This is a genomic window from Paenibacillus sp. J31P316 (assembly GCF_056269105.1).
The window spans coordinates 165,663-187,945 of the sequence record NZ_JBWDNI010000003.1 but is presented as its reverse complement, the minus strand read 5'-3'; the positions used below and the strand labels follow the sequence as shown (position 1 = coordinate 187,945).

The window sequence follows — 22,283 nt, the reverse complement described above, 5'->3', positions numbered from 1 at the left end:
AGCTTGCGATAGGCTCCAGCGCCCTGCATTAAACCCGCAGAAACGCCTGCCGATCCAACGCTTCCCAGTCGTACGTCTCTCCGATGCCGGGCAGGCTCGGAGGCGCGATATATCCTTCCGCGTCCACTTCATGGGAGAATGAAGCAGGCTCATGGTAGACGAGGATTTCATACGCGGTATTGTTCGGAATCGCGCAGGCGAGATGCAGATTCGGCAGCCCGCCGCCGTGAATTTCCGCTTTCATCCCGAACGCGTCCGCCAGATGCGCGACCCGCAGCGCGCCGGTGATGCCGCCTTTGTAATGCACGCTCGTGCGGATCAGGTCCGCCGCGCCTTGAATGATGAAATCCGCGGCGTTGTAATGGCATCCGTCCGACGTCTCGGCCGCAAGCACAGGGATCGTAAGTTCCCTGCACAGCAAGCTGTAATTGCGGATATTGAACTCGCGCATCGGTTCTTCATACCAGAGGAAGCCCGCTTCCTCCAGCTGCTTGCCGAGCCAGATCGAGTCCTGCAGGTTGAAGCCCGCCGATCCGTCGTACATCAGCGCTACTCCGTCGCCGACATGCTTCCGCAGCGCCTTGGCCAGCTTCGCATCCTCGCGGATATCGCCCCAGGCATGCAGCTTGATCGCCCGGTAGCCCCGTTCCATACAGGCATCGGCAATTCGCAGGTACTGCTCGATCGATTCGTACGTAACCGTGCTCGCGTAGGCGGGCACCTTGTCAGAATTTCCGCCAAGTAGCTGATAGAGCGGCATCCCGGCCTTCTTGGCCGTAATGTCCCACAACGCCGTGTCGACGGCGCCCAGCATGTAGAGCGGAAATTCCTCGATCCGGTCCAGCTCCCACATCAGCTCCCACAGCTCTTCCTTCAGCAGCGGGTCCTTGCCGACGATCGCCGGCTTGATCCGGCGCCCGATCAGATCGATCGCGATCGCCCCGCGCGCCACGCTGGCGACGCCTTCGATGCCTTCGTCGGTCAGCACGCGCAGCACCGTATGCTCCGTCTCCGTCCCGGATCCGGGAAGCCCCTTCCGCCAAACGAACGGATAAGGCACCTGCCTGCGGACGGCGTAAGCCTTCACATCGGTTATTCTCATGCCTCGTTCCTCCTCTCCGCATGGACGATTAAGCCTTGATCGATCCGGAAGTCAGCCCTTCGATAAAATAGCGCATGCCGAGCATGAACATCAGCAGCAGCGGAATGGACGCGAACACATACCCGGAGGTTATGATGCCGAGATCCGGACGCGAAATCTTCCCGACCGCGTTGCCGGCATCCGGCGCGTAATTGGCCAGCGCCATCGATATCGTCTGCAGATTGGGCGCGCTGATCATCAGCATCGGCCAGATCAAATCGTTGTAGATCGCCAGGAAGTTCATGATGGCGATCGTGATCAGAATCGGCCGGGCCAGCGGCAGCGCGATCGCCCAGACGCAGCGGAATTCGGTCGCTCCTTCTACCCGCGCGGCCTCGAACATCTCTTCCGGCTGCGAGGTGAAGAAGGTGCGCAGCAGGAAGATCGCGAACAGCTGCCCGCCGCCGATGTAGAACACGGACAAGCCGTTCAGGCTGTTCTTCAGGTGCAGCCAGTCCGCCAGCACGAAATTCGGCGTCAGCAGCAGAACGCCCGGCACCGTCATCAGCATGACGATGATCCAGAACATCAGATTGCGGCCGACGAACTGAAGCCGGGCGAACGCGTAGCCGCTCAGCGTGGAGAAGATCATGATGCCGACGATCGAGAGGACGCACAGATAGAGCGTTCGCCAGATCGGCTCCATCAGATCGACGAGCGCGAACGAATAGTTATCGAATTTCGGCGGCCACGGCAGTCCCCAGAAATCCCCGTAGATCATCAGGCTGTCGCGCAGCGACATGGACAGCATCATGATGATGGGCACGAAGGACAGGATCAGCAGCAGCCCCAGCATCGCGTAGCTGACGACGGCGCTCGGATTGATTTTCCATTTCATCCGGTCAGGCTCCTTCCTGTTTGGATACGCGCAGGTTCATGATGGAACCGGCCAAGATGAAGATGGCCAAGACGAAGCCGATGGCCGATGCATAGCCGAAATTCGCATTGGAAATCTGGTTGTACATTTGCAGCCCCGGCACGTAGGTCGCCGTTCCCGGGCCTCCCCGCGTGAAGAGATAAATATTGGCGAAGCCTTGGATGCTCCCGATGAAGGTGAAGAACATAATCAACCGGATCTGCGGCCGGATCATCGGCACGTCGATCCTCCAGAAGCGCGTCCACACCCCGATGCCGTCAATGGAAGCGGAGTCGTAAATATCCCGGCTGATGCCGATCAAGCCGCCGAAGTAGATGAGGAAGGCGAAGATGCTGATGAACGGGAAGCCCGCCAGGATGACGCTCCAGATCGCGATGCTCTCTTCTCCCAGCCAAGCATGCTGCCAGCCGTCAAGCCCGATGACGCCGAAGAACTGGTTGATGAGGCCGGATTCCGGATCGTACATCATGCGCCACAGCAGAATGCCGACGACGCCGGGCACGATGCTCGGAACGACGTACGCGGTGCGGAACAAGTATTTCATCGACCTGCTCCGCAGCCAGAAGATCAGCTCCGCGACGAGAAGCGGCATCGTGAGTTCCTTGATGATCGACGTAATCAGAATGAGAAACATGTTCCAGATGCCGACCCAGAAGAAGTGATCCGACCACAGCGCGACGAAGTTGTCGAAGCCGATGACCTTCAGCGGCTCCTTCAGGTTGAAATTCGTGAAGGAGTAGAATACGGCCATCAGCGTCGGGGCGATGTTGAAGATCAGGATCAGGATGATCGACGGCAGCAGCAAAGCATACGCCGTCCGTGATCTGCGGATGCGTCTGGCGAACCGTATGCTCCGCAAGCGCCAGCTCTCGATCGACCGGACGAGCGCGATGAATGCCGTAATCGCAAGCAGGGCGCTGACGACGAGCAGACCGATCAGCAGGTACGTCTGCCGCTTCGCATCCAGCGCATCCGTTACCGACAGCGATAACGTCGTGCCTTTGTCCGTCAACAGGAGCAGGTCGTCTCCGGAAGCGCGGATCAGGCTGTTCGCCGCGCCGGCTCCGGGATTGGCGCTGTAGAGCACGTAACCGTTCTCGTCCAGCAGGTACAGCTTGCCGTCCTTATCGCCGGCGAGGATGCGGCCGCCGTCCGCCGCGCCGATCATCGTAATCGGATAACTCGATACATGGTTGATCCACTGCGTCTTGCCCTTCGTCGATACGAGCGACACATTGCCTCTGCTGTCGCCTGCAAGCAGCTCCTGCTTGTCATTCAGCCCCAGCTGGGTCAGCGGCTGCAGCAAATTCGTCCGCCACTGCTCCTCCCCGGCCGCGTTCAGGAAGCCGACTCTCGAATCGGCCGTCCCGAAGTACACGCCGTCCTTCGCGGCAGCGATCGCATTCACGTCGAAGCCGATCTTCGTCTTGTACCGGCTCTGACCGGCTTCATCGAAGATCCCGACATAGAACTTGTCGGTATACTGCCCGATGCCGTAGGTCACCGCGATCTGGCCGTTCTCGGAAGAGTCGAGGCCGACGACCCTTCCGTTGACCGAGAAGCTTGCGCGCTCGGCCAACGTCAGATCGTAGACGTAGACTTTTCTCTCGTTCGTGCCGACATAGATGCTGCGGTGGTCAACCGACAGCGCTAGATCGGATACCGAGCCTTCCAGCTTCTGCTCACGCGCGGCCTGACCGGCCTGAAGCAGGAGCAGCCGGCTGTCTCCGGTGATCGCCGCGGTCGTGTTCTCGTCGATGCCGATCGCTTTGATCACCCGACTGCCGCCGAGCGAATCCGTAACCAGGTACGCTTTGCCGGAAGAGGCAAAGAAGAAGAAATAGAGCAGGTTGGCCAATAGGAGCAAAATCACTGCGACGACGACGACCCGTACGCTTCGCTTGGCGGACATCGCCGCGCCTCGTTCCCGTAAGATGTTCGGCATACGATCCTCCTGACTGAATCCGCTTCGCGTGCGTTATTGCCCCGGCGCGCGTTCCGGATGATCGATATCTTCCATGGTCAGTCCCGCGGCTTTAATGATTTGAGCAAAGTTTTTCGTCCAGGATTCCTGCAGCTTCTTGCCGAACTCCTCAGGCGTGATTTTGCCTTCGAGCGCTTCCTTATACAGATTCATGTTGGCTTTGGCAATGTCGGGCACGCCGTTCGAGAGCGGGTTGTTGATCGGAATTTCCGCGTTGCCCATCATTTTGACTTCGCCGAACATCTCTTGAATGTCCGGCGGCACCGCGACGTCCTTCACCATGACGGGACCGCCCGGCGTAAACTTCTTCGCTTGGACCATGCCGTCGACCCACGGCTGATAGCCCGGCTGGGACAGCCAGAACATGACGAAGTCCAGCACCATGTCCGTCTGATCTTGGTTCTTCTCGATAATGCTCACGTATTCGCCGGTGGCGGATTCGACGCTGCGCACGGGTCCTTGCACGAGATCGCCGGTCATCGGCGGATTCTCGAAGGTACCCCAGTTGAACGGCTTCAGCGAGGAGGTATCGGTAATCTTGAGCTCTTTCAGACGGGCCGGATCGTTCAGGTTTGCCATATCGTTCTTCAGCGTCGGCAGGCTCCACGTACCGTCGATGATCATCGCGGCCTTCTGCTGCAGGAACAGCGGATAGTCGTCCGTGCTGACGAAGAAGTCCTTCTGGGCGTATTTCGGGAACACTTTGGCCATGTTCGTGACCAGCTGCGTCATTTCCGGCGTGTCGAAACGAATCTTGCCGTCGCGGATCGCCTGCAAGTAGCGCGCCTGGTTATAGTTGTATTTCAAGTCGATATACTTATCGTTCGGATCCGCTTCGAATTTGCCGTCCAGTTCATCGTCGTAGTTGTAGTCGCCGGCTTGCGCGCGGACGATGTCGTGATAGCCCCGCGTAAACTGATCCATGTAGATCTCGATGACCCACTGCGGCACTTTCCAAACGAAGTTCGAGGCGATCGGAATGATGCCGGCTTCTTGAATCTTCGCGGATACGCTCGCCAGCTCATCCCAGTTGCTCGGCGGCTGCAGTCCGAGCTTGTCGAAGATATCCTTGTTGTAGAACCACATAATGTGGACCGATTGCGTCGGAAGCATGAAGCGCTCGCCCTTCGCGTTCTTCGAGATGAAGAAGTTGAAGTCCAGGTCGTCATCCCATTTGTGGCCGGTGTACGGATTGGTCTGATACCGGTATTTATCGAAATTGAGATACTTGCCGTACGTCGGGACGTAGTTGCCCGCCACGATATCGGGTCTTGGCGTACCGGCGGCCAGCATCGTTCCGAGCACGGTCGGGTAATCGCCGGCGTTGCTGCCCTTAGGCTCCCAGACCAGCTTCACGTCAGGCTGGACCTTCTTGTAAGCTGCCGCGAGCGATTCGAATGCCTGCTTCCCGCCGGTATCGTCCGCGTTGCCGTTCAGCGAGATGACGATCTCGCCCTTGTATTGTTTATGTTCGCCCGCAGCGGCATTGCCAGTTCCGGTATTCGTGCTTGCTTCGTTCGTGGCTGCCGCATAGGAATTGCCGGTATTATCCGTGCTGCCCCCGTTATTTCCGTTCGATGCAGCAGGCTCGTTGTTCGATGGTTTGACCGGACCTTGCGAATTGCTGCAGGCTGCCAGAAACGTTGCCATAATAAAGCTCACGACCACGAGCATCATGCTGATTCTCTTCATGCTTAACACTCCTTTTAATTGGCTAGTAAGCGTAACCATTTCCAATTGTGAAGTTAGCGAAGCATAATCCCGCAAAGCAGCGTGTCAAGAAAGCTCTATGTTGAGATGAATAGGAAGCCAAGGTAATGGCATCACCTCCGGTAATGATGGACTAGCGGACCGGTTCGTCAGAGCGGTTTAAACGATCGATGTTATGCGTACATGCGGCGAGTTAGGAAGTTGAACGGGCTTGGAGGCGTTATTGGCGCAGGTCGAATCGTGGTGAGATCGGGAGAATGAGCTGCACGCCGAGCGGATATGGCGTAAGCGATGTGCAATTGTGCAAAGCGCAAGATGCCGGGAGCAAGCGGAGAGCGCTGCTCTCACGCTTCTCCGCCTTTGCTGTCGACCCAGCTTAGCAAGTTATGTTTGGAATAGTTCAGATGGCGCTCGATCGCTTCCCTCGCCTGCTGCCAATCCCGCTCCAGCAAGCCAAGCACGATGGCGCGATGCTGGGCATGCGACTCGATATATTGCGCCGGCGTCGGATTGTCCCCGATCGTCAACGACCGGAAAGCCATAAGTCCTTGGTACGTCTCGACGAGCTTAATATTCTCGCTCGCCTTCAGATACTCGGCATGAAACTGGTTGTCGTAGTGACCGCATTGCTCCAGCGTGATGCCCGGCAATTGCACCTCCGCCAGGAAGAACGCCGTCAAGGCATCGAGACCGGCCGTCACTTCCTCGAAGCGTGCCTCGGTAAATTGCCTGTAGCGCTCCAGCACCCACAAATCGATCATCAGGCGGCACTCGATCACCTGCTCGACATAGCTGCGGTCGATGCCGACGACGAAGGTGCCGACCTTCGAAATCGTCTTGACCAGCCCCTCCGATTCAAGCCGGTTAAGCGCTTCGCGAATCGGGGTAATGCTGACGCCGAGCTCCTTAGCCAAGGTCGGAATCGAGATTTTCTCGTTGGAGCGGAACTTGCGGCGCAGAATGAGCTGCTTGAGCGTACCGTACACTTGCTCGAATAAATTCGAGGTTTGGATTTTGGGCAGATCCATGCTCCATCACGCCTCTTCGGTTGATGACCCGGCTTTTTCTTGTTATGTCATATATATATGATAAAAGACGATGGGTCAACCCCATAAATAATGCGCTTACAAAGTCACATCCAAAGACCTAATCGCCGCATGAAGAATGGGAGGAATGATGTCAAACACGCTCGTAATATAAGATGCGCGGCAGCCTTCTATATCCCCTTCAAGTAAACGTTAAAAAACCTCACGCCATCACATTGGGAATAATTAACAACAAATTCCATATGATTACCCCTTAAAAGATCATAGGATTACCCGTTAAAATCGGAGGATCGCCTTATTTAAGCGCTTACATTTCCCATGTTATTCTTGTTGAGGTAGGACATTTACTATTCTTCAAGGGGGATAAGAAATTGAAAAAATGGACGATTATGCTTACGACCGTTACGGCAGCAGCAGTTGTGTTGACAGGCTGCGGCAGCAGCAACAATGGCGGGGACGCTTCCAACAACGGCGCGAACAACAGCAGCGGAAATTCATCCAACAATACCTCGACGAAGAATTCGGACACCAAGAGCGGTGACAAAGTAACGATCCGTACCAGCATAACCGACGGCGAACTGTCCAAGGAGCAAATCGCCGAATTCGAGAAAGAGCATCCGAACATCCATGTTGTCATTGAAACGATCGACTCCACGAAGCTGGCCGCGCAGCTAGCCACGGGCGACGCGCCCGATGTCATTCGCATAAGCGGCGTACAAGAACTTCCTAACTATGTCATCAAGGGCATTGCGGCCGATCTGACGGATCGCATCAACACGAGCACCGTGTTCAAAGCGGACGATCTGCTTCCGATCACGAACGTGTACCGCTTCGACGGCAAGACGGTCGGCACCGGCCCGATCTACGGCTTGCCGAAAGACTGGTCCAACGACTATGCCATTTTCTATAACAAGAAGGCCTTCGACGCCGCCGGCGTTCCGCTGCCGGATTCGACGAAACCGCTTACAGTTCCGGAATTAATCGAATTGTCCAAGAAGCTGACGATCAAGGAAGGCAATAAAGTCAAACAGTACGGCATGGGCAACCACGACATGGGCAAGGTCGAACCGTTTTACGACACCATGCTTCAATACCTGCTCAGCGCGGGCGTGGACATCAACAACGATGACTTCAGCAAGATGGATTTCGACAAACCGGAAGTCAGAGACTACATCAACATGTGGGTGGATGCCGTGAAGAGCAACATCGGCCCGAACTCCGTCAACAACGACCAAACGGACAGCGGCGACCTGTTCTTCAAGAACCAAGCTGCTTTGATGGTCATGGGGTACTGGTACAGCGGCGTTATTCGCGGCGACGAACGCGCGAAATCGCATCTGGAGGATTTCGGCATGCTGCCTACGCCGATGGCGCCGAACGGCACGCGCGTAGCGCCTACGGGCAGCGCGACCGGCGCGATCATCAACAAGGCTTCGAAGCATCCTGACGAAGCGTGGACGTTCTTCGAATGGTATTTCGGCGGCAAGCCGGCAGACGACCGCGCGAAATCAGGCTGGGGGCTGCCGATTTTCCAAAGCAAAATGGCTCTCCTGCCTAGCGAAACCGTATTCGACAAGCAAGTCAACGCGGTGCTGCAAGACGAACAGAACTACACGAGCCAATACCTGAAAGTCAATCCTTATCTCTCGAGCGGCGGCGGTTCGATCTTCAACAAATACGTGAACCCGCTGTTCTTCGGCAAATCGAGTTTGGACGATGCCATCAAAGGCATGACCAAAGACGCTAACAGCGCCATCGAAGAAGCGATGGCCGCAGCCGGTCAGTAAGCCATAAGCGAAGGTAAGCGGGGAGGGTTCCAAATGGAACTCTCCCCTTTCGTCATGAAGAAGCGAAATGAAAACAGAAAAACCATGGGGCTATCATCGCGTGATTCGATGATTAGCCCCATGGTTTCTTATTTTGTTGGCGTACCAGGCAGATCCTTAGGTCGTTCCTCGCGCATGCCCCCGCGCGAATCTCTCGACCATTCCGTACGGCTGCCCCAGTTCTGACCCGCGGGGCTTTCCGTGCGGCTTTCCCGGCTTTGATTCCAAGGTCGTTCCATCTCGCTTCCCCCGCCTGGTTTGTCAGGCCGGTCCGCGTGTCGATCCGCCCACCATTCCCCGTTCCGATCATCCCGATCCTCAGGCCGCTCCCGTTCCCCGCGCCGTTCCTCCTGCTGCCTCAGCACGGCAAGAAGAATCTCCTGCTCCCGCATCTGCGCCGCCATGTCGGCGTAAATATCGCTTAGCTGGGGCGGCGAAACCCCGCGCTCGAACTCGCCTGGAAAACGTCCCGGCTGCCGATTTCCGCCCGACTGGCCGGGCTGCCGTTTGCCGCGAGACCTGCTTCCCCAGCGTTTACCACGCCTCATGGGTCGAATCGCCGCCGCTTCGCGTTTCAGGACGAAACGCAGCAGCAGCGCCGAGACCAGCATGACCGTCCCGGATTTCCAGGAGGATGTAAAGCCGAGCACGAGCAGCGCAAACCCGATAGCCGGATAAATAAACAGCAGCAGAAACAGCTCGATTGCGGATTTGGCCAGGAAGGACTTGAAGACTCCCATGCGCAACACCCCTGCACCTGTTGTTACTCATCTATATGCGTTCAGGGGTTATCCCTATTTTGACGAATATTTGCAGCGAAGGGGAGATCATTGGGATTGTTAATTTGATGCGGGGAAACGTAAAGTAAACCATATAGAGGAGTTGAAAGGCAGGCTGGCAATGTCCGAACTACAGGTCACGGAAATGAAATACGAGGATGAGGACGAAATACTGAGCTGGAGATACGATGAACCTTATCAGTTCTACAACAATGAGTCTACGCCTGAATTGATTCTTGAAATGCTAAACAACCCTTACCATGCCGTGCGCAATACGGACCATCAGATTGTAGGCTACTTCTGCGCAGGGAGCTCGGCACAAGTGCCAAACGATGTTTACGGCTATTCCGAGTCTTTTCTCGATATCGGAATCGGAATGAAACCTGTGCTAACGGGCAAAGGCTTTGGAGCGGATTTTTTCGCCTTTGTTCTCTGCGCCGTTAACCAGAAGTATGGAACGATCCCCTTGCGATTAACAGTCGCCGCTTTTAACCAAAGAGCTAGACGACTCTATCAAAAATTCGGGTTCGTTGAAGCTGCTGCATTCCGTAAAGGGTTAACTGAATTTATCGTCATGGAGCGCATCAGCTAATCTTCGCAACTGCAGCAGCTCGGCAAAGATAGCCCCCCGATGTACTAATTCTTGGTGCGTGCCGTGCTCGGATACGTTCCCTCGATCCATGACATAGATCTCGTCCGCGTTCATGACCGTGGACAGCCGATGCGCAATAACGACACCTTTCATCCATGCAAGCTGGAGATAGGACGATTATAGCGGCGGGCGGAAACAGAGAAAACAGACTATGCTGCGCAAAAGAGGACTTATTCGTACTTCGTGCGCGATGAACGATCCAATTAGTAGAATAGGTGCGCTCGTGAGCTGGCGCCGCCAATAAAAAAAGAACCGAACCCTCGTTATCGACAACGAGGAGATCCAGTTCTTCTTCATAAGCATTCGCATCGTACAACCGCTAAATCGCAAAGCCGTCCTGATTAGCGCTAACCGCGCGCCGTCCCAGTACGCGATTCAGAATGCTGCTCTCGTAATGCGTAAATCCAGTGTCCTTCTCGCGCGGCCTTGCCAGCGCAATGGAAATATCCTGAGAGATGGTTCCGTTCTCCACCAACACGACGCGGTCGGCAAGCGCCACGGCTTCGCTCACGTCATGGGTGACGAGTACGGCGGTAAACCTCCGCTCCAGCCATAACCGTTCAATGAGCTGCTGCATCTCGATGCGGGTAAGCGCATCGAGCGCGCCAAGCGGTTCGTCGAACAGCAGAAGGCTCGGATTGCTGACGAGCGCCCGGGCCAGCGCAACTCTCTGCCGCTGTCCGCCCGACAGAACGGAGGGCCACTCTTTCGCCCGGTCGGCAAGGCCAACGAGCTCCAACGCTTCTAACGCTTTGGAACGGTCGCCGCCTTCCACGCCGATCCGAACGTTATCCAGCACGGTTTTCCAAGGGAGCAGCCGGGCGTCCTGGAACATGACCCGCACGTCGGAGCGCAATCCGGCCGAGGCAGCTCCGCCAATGGACACCGCTCCTTGCGATGCTTGCTCCAATCCCGCCAGCAGGCGAAGCAGCGTGCTCTTGCCGCAGCCGCTTCTCCCGACGACCGCCAGAAACTGGCCGGCCGGAATCGACAGCTCCAGATCGCGAAGCACGGTCAGGTCGCCGAATCGCACGACCGCATCCCGCACCTCTACTTGCAGCCCCCGGGTAGAAGCTTCCCCTGGAGCATCTGCTTGCTGCACATGAATTATTTCGCTCGCCGATAATGCGGATGCCATTTCAGCCAACTCCTCTCCAGAAGCTTCGCCATCCAGTCGGACAGCTTGCCGAGCAGCGCATAGATAACAATACTGAGCACGACAACGTCCATTTGGAAGAACTCACGCGCATTCATCGCCATATATCCGATCCCGCTGTTGGCAGAGATCGTCTCCGAGACAATCAGCGTAATCCACATAATGCCGAGCGCAAAGCGCAAGCCGACCAAGATGGACGGAAGCGCGCCGGGATAAATAATCGTACGAAATAGCGAAAAACCCCGCAAGCCGTAAGTACGTCCCATCTCGATCAAGCCCGGATCCACGGATCGAATCCCGTGCAGCGTGTTGATATAGATCGGGAACGCCACGCCGAGCGCGACAAGAAATATTTTGCCTTCCTCGCCGATGCCGAACCATGCAATGATCAGCGGAATGAGCGACAGATGCGGAATCGTCCGAATCATCTGGATGGACGAGTCGGTCAGCTTCTCCGATAACGGCAGCAGGCCGTTCAGAATCGCCAGAACGAAGCCGATGCCTCCCCCGATCACGAAGCCGATGAGCGCCCGCCTCGTGCTGTCGCCGATATAAACGAACAGATCGCCATTGCGAATCAACTTGATCCCGGCTTCCAAGACGGATGCCGGCGTAGGCAGAATGCGCTGCGAGATCCACCCCATGCTGCCGAACCACTGCCAGAACGCCACGACCAGGATCGGAATCAACCACTCGAGTCCGATAGATAACGCTCCAGTTTTCCAGTTACGTGCTGCTGGACTCTTCATTACGTCTCCTCCTATCTGGCAGATGCCCGTTCCGCCGGTTTAATCGCATTGGCGATAAGCTCCCCGAACGGACTCGTCGATGTCGGACCGCCCGCCGGCTGAACCGTCGTAAGCGGAAGCAGCGGGAAGACGAGCTCGGCGAATTGATAGGCCTCTTCCAAATGCGGGTAACCGGATAAAATAAACGTATCGATTCCGAGCGCCGCGTACTCCTTCATCAGTCCGGCCACTTCGGTCGGATTGCCTACAAGCGCTGTTCCTGCACCGCCTCGAACCAGGCCGACGCCCGCCCACAGGTTCGGATAAATTTCCAGCTGGCTCCGGTCGCCGCCATTCAGACGCGACATCCGCTGCTGTCCTTCCGAGTCGTAGCGCGCGAACACTTTCCGGGCTGCCGCGATGGCATCCTCATCCACTTTGCTGATCAGGCGATCCGCTTCTCTCCATGCTTCTTCGGAGGTTTCGCGGACGATCACGTGCAGACGAATGCCGAAACGCACCTCCCTGCCTTGCTCGGCCGCCAAGCGGCGAACCTGTTCGATCTTCTTGGCGACCTCCTGCGGCGGCTCGCCCCAAGTCAGATAGACGTCGATATGGTCTGCGGCGACCTGTTGGCCCGCGGGGGATGATCCCCCGAAATAGAGCGGCGGATAAGGCTTCTGCACGGGAGGATAGAGCACCTTGCCGCCCTTTACCTTCAAATGTTTTCCTTCATAATCGACCGTCTCTCCGCTAAGCTCTCTGCGCCAAATATCCAGAAATTCGCTGGTCAGGTCATAACGCTCGTCATGCTCAAGGAATACGCCTTCGCTCGCAAGCTCCACCGGATCTCCGCCGGTGACGACATTGATGAGCAGCCGCCCATTCGATAAGCGGTCGAACGTCGATGACATTCTTGCCGCGAGCGACGGGGACATCAGCCCCGGACGCAGCGCGACCAGAAATTTCAGACGTTCCGTTACCGGAATGAGCGAAGAAGCCGCCACCCATGCATCCTCGCAAGAAGTCCCCGTCGGCAGCAGCACGCCGCCGTAACCAAGCCGGTCTGCCGCCTGTGCGATTTGCTGCATGTATTTCGCATCGACAACCCGCGCTCCTTCTGCGCTTCCCAAGTAACGTCCATCGCCATGCGTCGGAATAAACCAGAATACTTCCATTGTCAAACACGCTCCTATGTCGAGTAGTTGGTTGTTTTCGTTCATTACTTCGTTCATTACTTCGTTCGTTGTTTTCGTTCGTTATTTTAACGTGGCATCCTTCACTTGAATCTCTTTCGGAATCAGCTTCAGGCCGAAGAACGTATCCGCGATTTTCTGCTGGGCTTCGATAATGGAATCATCGATCGGGTGCAAGCCATAGCCTCTGCGGCCCGCTGCAAGCTCAAGGGACGGAACGTCGATGCCAAGCTGCGGGGATAGAAGCGCCGCTACTTCCTTCTGGTTGGCGGACGACCATTCATCGATTTTGTTCAGCTCTTCCTTGAAAATATCGATAACGGGTCCATTCGCCTCGGCAAACTTGCGGGAAGCAAGATAATACTCGATGTTGGAAACAAGCCCTTCGCCGTCGGTCAGCAGCTTGCCGCCGGTCGCGGTTTGCGCGGCAGCCAAGAACGGATCCCAGATGACCCATGCATCCACGGTGCCATTCTCGAAGGCTACCCTTGCGTCGCCGGGCGGCAGGAAGACGGTCGTAATGTCGTTATAATCAACGCCTGCTTTCTCCAGCGCTTTGACAAGCAAGTAGTGAACGTTCGAGCCTTTGTTGAGCGCAACCTTCTTTCCCTTCAGATCGGCGATCGAAGCGATCGACGAACCCTTGGGCACGATAATGCCTTCGCTGTTCGGGCTTTCGGGTTCATGAGCGAGATAGACGAGCGGAGCGTCAGCCGCTTGCGCGAAGATCGGCGGGGCTTCGCCTGTATGGCCGATGTCGATGCTGCCGACGTTCAACGCTTCCAGCAGTTGCGGTCCGCCGGGAAATTCGGTCCATGTAATTTTGTAGCCTTCCGATTCCAAACGTTTATCAAGCGTGCCTTTTGCTTTGAGAATGTTGACCGTACCGTATTTTTGGTAGCCGATGCGAATTTCTTTGCCGCCGCCGGAGGCACCCGAAGAAGTATTGGAGGAGGAAGTATTGGCATCATTCGAATCGTTCGAGCCGCAGGCGGTCACGATCAGCGCCATGCTGAGTAAAGCGATGACTAACAAGGATAATGGCCGGAAAGCAGATATTCGTTTATTCATTTGTACACCCCTCGTTTTTTTTATGAATTCAACGGCTTGATTATTGAACTACACGGGATAATTGAACATAACAAAAACCGGAAGTCTCCCAATGCTAAGCTCCCTTGAGGGAGAATCAGTCCAGGAAACTTCCGGTGGTCCGGTAAGTTCGTTGCCATCTTATGGATTTATCATATATATATTATTCCGATGTGTCAACTATGAATTAAATAAAATTTTCTATCGATGTTAAACCGACGAGAAGATATAAAGAAAAGAGCCGCCCGGGGGCAGCTCCTGTCATTTCAATGCGTCCAGCGATCGTTATTGTTCAGCTCCCGAACGGCCGGTCCCGAACATCCGTTCATGCAGAAAGTCGACCAGGTGCAAAGCTTCCATCTTCCCGCTCATGCCATGCTTCTCGATGCCGTTCTTCATCTGCAGCAGACAGCCGGGATTGCTCGTCAGCAAATAATGGGCGTCGGTGCGCTTGACATGCTCCATCTTATGATCGAGAATCTGTCCCGCCATCTGCGGCTGGGTCAGATTGTAGATCCCTGCCGAACCGCAGCAGCGATCCGCTTCCACAAGCTCGACGAATTCCGCGTTCGCCACGCTGCGCATCAGCTTGCGCGGCGCTTCGGACGAGCGCATCACGTTGCGCAGATGGCAGGAATCCTGGTACGTGATGCGGACCTTCTCGTCCGATGCGAAGCCGAGGCCTCCGCTGCACGAACCGCCGCAGCCGCCGGCTGCCGCGTCGTGAGCATGTTGCCCCTGCGCCTTCGCTGGGACAGAGGTGCCGCCAGTACCGTTTCCTGCACCGCCGCTGCCTACCATAGAGCCTGCTCCCGCAGCGACGGCAGCCTTTGCCGCCGATTGCAGCCGGCCGTGCTCGACGAGCAGCTTGCTGACGTCGATCGTCCGCGTCGCGAACCAAGCCGCGTCCTGCTTCCACTGCGAATCGTCATGCAGCAGATGATCGTATTCCACGAGCAGCGCGCCGCAGCCGCCCGCGTTGGAGGCGATCCAATCGACGCCGGCTGCCTTGAATGCCCCGATGTTGCCCTTGGCCAGCGCTTTCGCGCCGTCCTGCTCGCCGCTGTGCGCATGCAGCGCGCCGCAGCAGTTCTGCGTTTCCGGAATGACGACATCGAAGCCCGCTTCGTTCAGCAGCTCGACGGTATGCTTGTTCGTCTCCGTGAACAATACATCCATGATGCAGCCGCGGAACAAGCCGACCGTCGCGATCCGCTCGCCTTTCGCCGGGTGGAAGGCGCCGATTTGCTCCACGACGCCCTTGTACGACGCGTCCGGCAGAATCGCTTCCATCTCCCGCATATGCGGCGGGAACATCTTCATCAGGCCGGCGCCGCGCACGAGCTTGCGAAGGCCGGTCTTCTGGTACATTTGCAGCGCGCCGCCGAGCAGGCGCATTCGGTTCTGGTGCGGGAACAAGCCTTCGAAAGCGGTTTTCCTGGCCGCCTTCACCCACCAGCGATGCGTCGTCGTATGCTTCTCGACGGAGTCGCGCGCCTGCTCCAGCAGTTGGCCGTACTTCACGTCCGCCGGACAGGCCGGTTCGCAGGCGCGGCAGCCGAGGCAATGGTTCATCTGCGTCTCGAATGCCTCGTCCGGATCCATCAGGCCGTCGGCGACCGCCTTCATGAGGGCGATCCGGCCGCGAGGCGATTCGGCTTCGATGCCGGTCTCGCGGAAGGTCGGACAGGCCGGCAGGCAGAAGCCGCAGCGCATGCAGTTCGTCAGCTGATCGTAATCGAGCGCGCTCTTCAGCGTCGTCGCGAGCTCGCTGCAGCCGCTATCCGGGGCGCTCGGGAGTAAATCGCTTAACGTTTTAGCCACGGTGCAGCACCACCCTTTTGCGCGCCGACTTGGCGAACATTTTGCCCGGATTCAGAATATTGTTCGGGTCGAACGAATGCTTGATCGCCTTCATCACTTCAATGCCTGCCGCTCCGACCTTCCATTCCAGGTACGGCGCCTTCACGAGGCCGACGCCGTGCTCGCCGGTAATCGTGCCGCCGAGGGCGATCGCGGCTTCGAAGATCTCCGCGAACGCTTCTTCGACGCGGTGAATCTCGTTCGCGTCGCGGGCATCCGTCGTCGCGGTCGGATGCAGATTGCCGTCGCCTGCATGGCCGAACGTGCAGATCGTCACGCCGTGTCGTTTGGCGATGTCGTTGATCGCAAGCACCATATCGGCGATCTTGGAACGCGGAACCGTCGCATCCTCCAGAATCGTCGTCGGGCGCAGCCGCGCCAAGGCCGTGAACGCGCTCCGGCGCGCCGTCAGCAGCTTTAGCGCTTCCGCCTCGTCGGCGGCGATGCTGACGCGCTCCGCATTCTCGCTGCGGCAGATTTCGGCGATGCGCTCAATATCGCGATCCACCATTTCGGCATCGCCGTCCTGCTCGATCAGCAGGATGGCATCCATATCGAGCGGCAGACCCAGCTTCGCAAAATCATCCACGACGCGGATCGTCGGATTGTCCAGAAACTCCAGCGTCGCCGGAATGATCCGATTCTCGATGATTTTGGACACGGTGCGCGCGGCTCCGTAGAGATCCTTGTACATCGCCAGCATCGTCTTCTTCGTCTTCGGCGGCGGGATCAGCTTCAGCGTCGCTTCCGTAATGACGGCCAGCGTGCCCTCGGAACCGACGAGCAGCTTCGTCAGGTCGTAGCCTGCAACGTCCTTCATGAGCTTGCCGCCGGTACGGATGATCTCGCCGTTCGCCAGCACCGCTTCCAAGCCGATCACGTAGTCCTTCGTCGTGCCGTATTTCAAGCCGCGCAGGCCGCCGGAACACTCGGCAATGTTGCCGCCGATCGTCGAGATCGCCATGCTGCTCGGATCCGGCGGATAGAACAGCCCCAGTCCCTCCACGTGGGTGATAAACGCTTTCGTATTCAAACCCGGCTGCACGGTAGCCGTCAGGTTCTCGAGATCCACTTCCAGAATGCGGTTCATGCGATGCATCACCATCACGACGCCGCCCTGGACGGGCACCGTTCCGCCGCACAGGTTCGTACCGGATCCGCGGCTCACGACGGGCACGCGATATGCTTGCAGCACTTTGATGATTTCGGACACTTGGGCCGTATCCTCGGGATAGACGACGCCTTCCGGAAGCGATTGCAGCATCGGGGTCCCGTCGTATGAATGCGTAATGAGCGATTCAGGATCATCTTTGAACCATTGGGCGCCGACGATGGCGCGCAGCTTGGCTGCGACTGCTTCTTGCAGCATGGAGAACTCCCCTTTATGAGTAGATAAGGATTCGATAAACCAGTACGGATAGAGATAAATCGATGCGGATAGATCAGGTCGTCTGATGACTTTGCTTTGGAAGTAGTATATCATAAGATGAAAGATGCTGAACACTATAAATATTACGTTGATCCCATAGGAGGCTCCCGCCCATGAACACGAACGAAAGGCCGCTCAAAAGCAATGAGTGGGTTGCCCAACAGCTTCACCAGCAGCTAACGTCCGGCGAGCTCTCGCCCGGAGACAAGCTGCCCTCCGTCGTCGATCTTGCCGCGGAATACGGAGTCGGCCGCTCCACGATCCGCGAGGCGCTGAGCGCGCTCAAGGCGAAGGGACTGCTTGATATCCGCCAAGGCGGAGGCACGTACGTGAAGGCGCCGCCCGAAGCATCGCAGGCCTTAACCCGGGAAGCGTGGCTCGACCGCGCCGACTCGCTGCTGCAGCTGCTCGATGTTCGCAAAGTACTCGAAACCGGCTGCGCCGCTCTGGCCGCGAAACACCGCAGCGATGCCGATCTTGAAGCGCTGCAGGCGACGCTGCGGCAAATGGAGGAGCGGCTTGACGACGACGGCTTCGGCGAGCAGGCCGACGTGCTGCTGCACGAGCAGATCGCGCGCGCGACGCAGAATCCCATGCTGATGGAGCTGATGAAGTCGCTGTCCGAGCGCTTGCACGAGAGCATGCGCGACACGCGCTCGCTCTGGTTCTACGCCGAGCATCAGTCCGCCAGCCGGCTCCTGGAGGAGCATCGCTCCATCGTGGCCGCGATCGAGGTGCGCGATGAGGCGCTAGCTTCTTCCCGCATGGGACAGCATTTGGCCAAAGTCGAGCATGTGCTGCGCGAGAAAACCGGCATCCTCTAACGAGAATGCCGGCAGGGTTGCCGGGTTGTCTTCGGACATCCCGGCTATTTGTATAGGGTATGAGAGCGTACCGTTCTTGCTTCTAGTCCTCGATAATAACAGGCATCCGCTCAATATTCGGATCGGTGAAAATATCGAATTCATCCCGGCTCGTGCTCGAAAACTCCGAGACGATGGCGCCATTCTCGCCGGCTTGGAACCAGTGCTTCGTGCCCGGCGGGATCGTGTATTGCTGACCGGGATGCAGCTCGATCTCATGGAAGACCGTATAATACGCTTCGCTGCCTGCCGGCACCTCCACTTGAATCGTCCCGCTGTTCTCGCCTTCGACATAGAGATAGACGACGCCATGGCGGCAGCGGAAGGTCTCCATTTTACCGGGATCATCGCCGACGGGCGGATGCAGATGCTCCGGACACGTTTGGTTCGGGAACAAAACAAGCTCCTTCGCGCAATAGCGATCCGTGTTGATGTACGTTACCAGCTCCAGCCCCTGGCTCTCCAAATTGCCCAATCCGAAGCCGGCGACCTCGATCGTTTCCCGCTCTTCCGGCGATAGAAGGATACCGATCTGATCAAACATCTCCGCCGCCCGTTTCTGAGCCGCTTTCACTTCGCTGCGTTTCATGCCGGTCACCTTCCCTTATGTTATTCCATCGCAAATCCTGCGTCATTATATATTGTCCGGTCCGCTCCCGTCCATAGGCCTTCCGGTCCTTCCGTCCAGCCTGGCAAAGCCAGCCTCATGCCGCGTCTGCTCCACCCTGCCCCGATACGAGCTTGCACGGCTTCCCAGGACGGCACGCCGCTGGTCGCATCCGCCTGTTCCACGTTGCAGGCACCGACGGCGACAGCGCCGATCAACGCCGCTTCGGGATTCAAGCCTTTCAGCAAGCCGGCCAGGAAGCCTGCAATCGTGCAATCTCCGGCCCCCGTCGTTCCCGCGACGTCCACGGCAAAACACGGCGCCAGCAGCTCGCGGTTCAGCCATGCTTCCGCCGAGGCCGGCGATCCTTTACCGAGATCGGCCATACGGTCTACCGCATCCGTCGTACGGAGGTAGAGGCCATGTTCGCCAAGCTTGAGTACGACGATCGGGACGCCCATGTCCAGCAGCTCGCCTGCCAGTTCGCGCAGCAGCGGACCTTCCGCGAAGGGCAGCAAATCGCTTCCGTGCTCCGCAGCCAGCTCTTCATACAAATCACGCTTCAGCATGTACAGGATTTCCTCAAAGCTTGGCAAGAATACATCGACAAAAGGGAGCGCTTTCACAAAAATCGCGCGCCAATCGGCTTGGCCTGCCGACGTAGACGGATCCGGCTTCGCCAAATCAAGCGATACCGTCAATCCCTGTCCTTTGGCCTGCGACAGCAGTTTAGCTAATTCCTCGCCGCCGTTCTCGTACATTTTCCGCATGAGCGGCGGATAGCCGAAGTGGAACAATCGCGCGCCCGCCAGCTGTTCCGCCTGCAGGTCGGCCGCAGCGAACGTGTCATTCGCGCCCGTGCAATGCAGGAAGATCCGGTCGATATTCGGCGGATTAATGACGATCGTATACGAAGTATACTCTCCGGGCGCCACAATCATACCGTCCGCCAATTCATCGCCATAACTGCGAAGCACGCTGCCGATCGCGCTCCCGAATAGATCGTCGCCGATCTTCCCCATCAGCTTGGTGCTCATGCCGAGACGGTGAAGCGCCAGTCCCGTATTGGATACCGCGCCGCCCGTCGCGATGCGCGCAGCACCGATATCGACAAGCTTGCCCGGCACGAGCAGCGCGCCCATGCCGTCCTTCATTTCTTGTATCGTCGGAATGACGTCGAGGCAAATATGACCCGCCACGACGATGTCCACGCCCGTGCGCGCAACGCTCACGCTTAGTCCCTCCAGTCGATCGCTACGTTAGTTCCGGTACGCTGGGATTCCAGCGCAGCCGTGAATACGCGATGGCTTCCGCCTGCTTCTTCCGGCGTCGCGCACCGGAATGGCTGCGTCATGCCGTCCGTTCCGTGCGCCAATTCGTCGCAGAAGGCAGCCCACATTTGCAGAATGGAATCCGAGAAGCCGAATTCGAAGATTCCGCCCGTAATCGTGCCGTAGGCCGATTTGTAAGGCACATCCACCGTATGCCAAGCCTGCTGCTTGCCTGGGGAATACGGCAGCGACGAGACTTGCTTCGGATTCTTGGTACTGAATTCTGCCGACATGTCCGTACCTTGAATACGGATGAACCATGTGTTGGCATGGCCCGGCGCGATCCGTTTGGTGGACAGCACCATCGGAAACTGTTGATCCGCCGTCTCGACCTCGCAGGCCAGTATCGCGTTATCCCACGTTTCGCAAGGCACGCTGCCTCCTTTGCCGTCGGGACGCTCCGATACGATCTTGCTTAACAGCGCACGGACGCTGCTCGGTTTCCAGCCGAAACGCATCGGCAAATGCAGTACGTGCATGCCGAGATCGCCCATGCAGCCGTATTCGCCATTCGTTGCGATCCGCCGCTTCCAGTTGATCGGCTTCGTCGGATCCAGGTCGCTGGAATGCCAGAAACCGGCCTCGACCTCGATGATGCGGCCGAATTTGCCTTCGTTCACCCACTGAATGATCTGATGCGCGCCGGGGTAAAAAGGAAACTCCGAGGAACAGCGCACGATCACGCCCGGATTCGCCTCCAGTGCCGCTTGAATGCGCGCGTTCGCTTCCGCATCGATGCCGAACGGCTTCTCGCCTAGCAAATGTTTGCCGGCTTCGATGATATCCGCATAGATCTGCGCGTGCAGATTATGCGGCACCGCGCAGTAGATCGCTTCAACCTCGCCGTCCGCAAGCAGCTCCTTGTAATCGGCGTACGAACGCTCCACGCTAGGCACCTGCCGCTTGAACCATTCCGTCGCCGCCGGGTTCGCGTCGCATACGGCCACGATGCGCGGCTCGAAATCGACGCCCTCCAGATGCAGCCATCTAGCAGCGGCGCTGGCGAATTCCTTACCCATCAATCCGCAGCCGATAACACCGAAATTAATGATGCGCTTGCTCATATTAGCGCGCCTCCTGTCCGCTCAGGATCGCGAGCGCCTGCTCGGCGGACGCGCCATGGTGCACGATTGCCATCAAGGCGTTCGTCATGCCTGCCGGGTTCGGGTGTTGAATGACGTTGCGGCCGTATACGATGCCGGAAGCTCCCTGGTTCATCAGTTCTACCGTACGATTCGCGATTTCTTCGTCGCTTGCGCGGCCGCCGCCGCGCACGAGCACCGGAATGCCGGATGCGATTTCGATGACGCGATGATAGTGGGAGACGTCATCGCTGGGATCGGCTTTGATGACATCCGCGCCAAGCTCGACGCCTTGACGGACGAGCGGCATGATTTTGTTGATATCTCCGTCGACCATATAGCCGCCCTTCGCTTCGTTAGGCAGCATGACGAGCGGCTCGACCATCAGCGGCATGCCGTATTTCTCGCACTCGCTCTTCAGCAGCGAAATGTTGCGCACGCATTGATGATGCAGCTCCGGCTGGTTCGGCAGCAGCAGCAGATTGACGCAAACGGCGACCGCATCAAGCGATACGGCTTTTTCGATCGCTCGATCGATCAGCTCACTGAACAGAAAACGCGGCAGCTCCGTTCCATAGATATTCGCCGCATCCGTACGCAGCACGAGACCCGGCTTCTTCTTGCCCGGCACGTCCTGGACCCATTTCGCCTGCCCGATGCTAAGCTGAATGCAGTCCGGATTCGCGTCGACGATCGTTTGCACCGCCTGCTTCATATTCTCGATACCGGACAAGAACGACACCTCATTAAAGAAGCCGTGGTCCACCGCCACGTCGAAACACTTTCCCTGCTCGCTGAACATGCGGTTTAGCCTTGGTTTGACTGACATCCGTATTCATTCCCCTCTGTTCTGTTAGAACAAATAATGTTCGTTTATAACATTATACTAACGCAGACTATGGGTTATGTCTACACTTATGTTCG

The 22,283-nt window shown here is 57.4% G+C and carries 19 protein-coding genes; 3 read left to right on the top strand and 16 right to left on the bottom strand.

The annotated features are described in order from the left end of the window. Positions 1–28: 28 nt before the first annotated feature. The 5 genes from AC0YNU_RS12040 to AC0YNU_RS12020 form a co-directional block, all read right to left on the bottom strand. Complete coding sequence (locus AC0YNU_RS12040; RefSeq protein WP_475756605.1) at positions 29–1,102, bottom strand: enolase C-terminal domain-like protein; 1,074 nt, start codon at positions 1,100–1,102, stop codon at positions 29–31. Between the two features lie 28 nt (positions 1,103–1,130). After that, complete coding sequence (locus tag AC0YNU_RS12035) at positions 1,131–1,979, bottom strand: carbohydrate ABC transporter permease (protein WP_475756603.1); 849 nt, start codon at positions 1,977–1,979, stop codon at positions 1,131–1,133. A gap of 4 nt (positions 1,980–1,983) precedes the next feature. Continuing rightward, the gene (locus AC0YNU_RS12030) at positions 1,984–3,963 is read right to left on the bottom strand and encodes an ABC transporter permease subunit (protein ID WP_475756601.1); all 1,980 of its coding nucleotides are present in this window, start codon (positions 3,961–3,963) and stop codon (positions 1,984–1,986) included. Positions 3,964–3,996: 33 nt separating this feature from the next. After that, positions 3,997–5,694: an ABC transporter substrate-binding protein gene (locus AC0YNU_RS12025; protein ID WP_475756599.1), complete on the bottom strand. Its 1,698-nt coding sequence runs from the start codon at positions 5,692–5,694 to the stop codon at positions 3,997–3,999. 362 nt (positions 5,695–6,056) lie between these two features. After that, positions 6,057–6,740, bottom strand: a complete 684-nt coding sequence (locus tag AC0YNU_RS12020) for a GntR family transcriptional regulator (protein WP_475756597.1) — start codon at positions 6,738–6,740, stop codon at positions 6,057–6,059. Positions 6,741–7,129: 389 nt separating this feature from the next. On the opposite strand from AC0YNU_RS12020, the gene AC0YNU_RS12015 reads away from it, so the two are divergent. Beyond that, on the top strand, positions 7,130–8,545 hold the full coding sequence (locus AC0YNU_RS12015; protein WP_475756595.1) for an ABC transporter substrate-binding protein: 1,416 nt from the start codon (positions 7,130–7,132) through the stop codon (positions 8,543–8,545). A gap of 128 nt (positions 8,546–8,673) precedes the next feature. Here the strand turns inward: AC0YNU_RS12015 and AC0YNU_RS12010 are convergent, their stop codons facing one another. Further along, the gene (locus AC0YNU_RS12010) at positions 8,674–9,324 is read right to left on the bottom strand and encodes a hypothetical protein (protein ID WP_475756593.1); all 651 of its coding nucleotides are present in this window, start codon (positions 9,322–9,324) and stop codon (positions 8,674–8,676) included. Positions 9,325–9,484: 160 nt separating this feature from the next. On the opposite strand from AC0YNU_RS12010, the gene AC0YNU_RS12005 reads away from it, so the two are divergent. Beyond that, a complete protein-coding gene (locus tag AC0YNU_RS12005; RefSeq protein WP_475756591.1) occupies positions 9,485–9,955 on the top strand; it encodes a GNAT family N-acetyltransferase in 471 nt (156 codons plus the stop codon). A gap of 379 nt (positions 9,956–10,334) precedes the next feature. On the opposite strand, the gene AC0YNU_RS12000 is transcribed toward AC0YNU_RS12005, so the two are convergent. From AC0YNU_RS12000 to AC0YNU_RS11975, 6 genes are all read right to left on the bottom strand, one after another. Then, a complete protein-coding gene (locus AC0YNU_RS12000) occupies positions 10,335–11,153 on the bottom strand; it encodes an ATP-binding cassette domain-containing protein (RefSeq protein WP_475756589.1) in 819 nt (272 codons plus the stop codon). Continuing rightward, positions 11,123–11,920, bottom strand: coding sequence for an ABC transporter permease subunit (locus AC0YNU_RS11995; protein ID WP_475756586.1), 798 nt, complete (start codon positions 11,918–11,920; stop codon positions 11,123–11,125). The genes AC0YNU_RS12000 and AC0YNU_RS11995 overlap by 31 nt, the downstream gene beginning before the upstream one ends. 11 nt (positions 11,921–11,931) lie before the next feature. Beyond that, the gene (gene ssuD, locus AC0YNU_RS11990; RefSeq protein ID WP_475756584.1) at positions 11,932–13,077 is read right to left on the bottom strand and encodes an FMNH2-dependent alkanesulfonate monooxygenase; all 1,146 of its coding nucleotides are present in this window, start codon (positions 13,075–13,077) and stop codon (positions 11,932–11,934) included. Between the two features lie 81 nt (positions 13,078–13,158). After that, positions 13,159–14,166: a sulfonate ABC transporter substrate-binding protein gene (locus AC0YNU_RS11985; protein WP_475756581.1), complete on the bottom strand. Its 1,008-nt coding sequence runs from the start codon at positions 14,164–14,166 to the stop codon at positions 13,159–13,161. A 303-nt stretch (positions 14,167–14,469) separates the two neighbouring features. Continuing rightward, the gene (locus tag AC0YNU_RS11980) at positions 14,470–16,008 is read right to left on the bottom strand and encodes a (Fe-S)-binding protein (RefSeq protein WP_475756579.1); all 1,539 of its coding nucleotides are present in this window, start codon (positions 16,006–16,008) and stop codon (positions 14,470–14,472) included. Continuing rightward, positions 16,001–17,416, bottom strand: coding sequence for an FAD-linked oxidase C-terminal domain-containing protein (locus tag AC0YNU_RS11975; RefSeq protein WP_475756577.1), 1,416 nt, complete (start codon positions 17,414–17,416; stop codon positions 16,001–16,003). Before AC0YNU_RS11975 ends, AC0YNU_RS11980 begins: the two co-directional genes overlap by 8 nt. Positions 17,417–17,589: 173 nt before the next feature. On the opposite strand from AC0YNU_RS11975, the gene AC0YNU_RS11970 reads away from it, so the two are divergent. Next, complete coding sequence (locus AC0YNU_RS11970; protein WP_475756575.1) at positions 17,590–18,300, top strand: FadR/GntR family transcriptional regulator; 711 nt, start codon at positions 17,590–17,592, stop codon at positions 18,298–18,300. Between the two features lie 82 nt (positions 18,301–18,382). Here the strand turns inward: AC0YNU_RS11970 and AC0YNU_RS11965 are convergent, their stop codons facing one another. The 4 genes from AC0YNU_RS11965 to AC0YNU_RS11950 are packed head-to-tail and all read right to left on the bottom strand — an operon-like array spanning position 18,383 to position 22,188. After that, positions 18,383–18,928, bottom strand: a complete 546-nt coding sequence (locus tag AC0YNU_RS11965) for a D-lyxose/D-mannose family sugar isomerase (protein ID WP_475756573.1) — start codon at positions 18,926–18,928, stop codon at positions 18,383–18,385. Between the two features lie 20 nt (positions 18,929–18,948). Then, positions 18,949–20,178 (bottom strand): carbohydrate kinase family protein, encoded by a 1,230-nt coding sequence (locus AC0YNU_RS11960; protein ID WP_475756571.1) that lies wholly within the window; start codon positions 20,176–20,178, stop codon positions 18,949–18,951. A 2-nt stretch (positions 20,179–20,180) separates the two neighbouring features. Continuing rightward, complete coding sequence (locus AC0YNU_RS11955) at positions 20,181–21,341, bottom strand: Gfo/Idh/MocA family protein (protein ID WP_475756570.1); 1,161 nt, start codon at positions 21,339–21,341, stop codon at positions 20,181–20,183. A 1-nt stretch (position 21,342) separates the two neighbouring features. Beyond that, complete coding sequence (locus tag AC0YNU_RS11950; protein ID WP_475756568.1) at positions 21,343–22,188, bottom strand: class I fructose-bisphosphate aldolase; 846 nt, start codon at positions 22,186–22,188, stop codon at positions 21,343–21,345. Positions 22,189–22,283 lie beyond the last annotated feature (95 nt).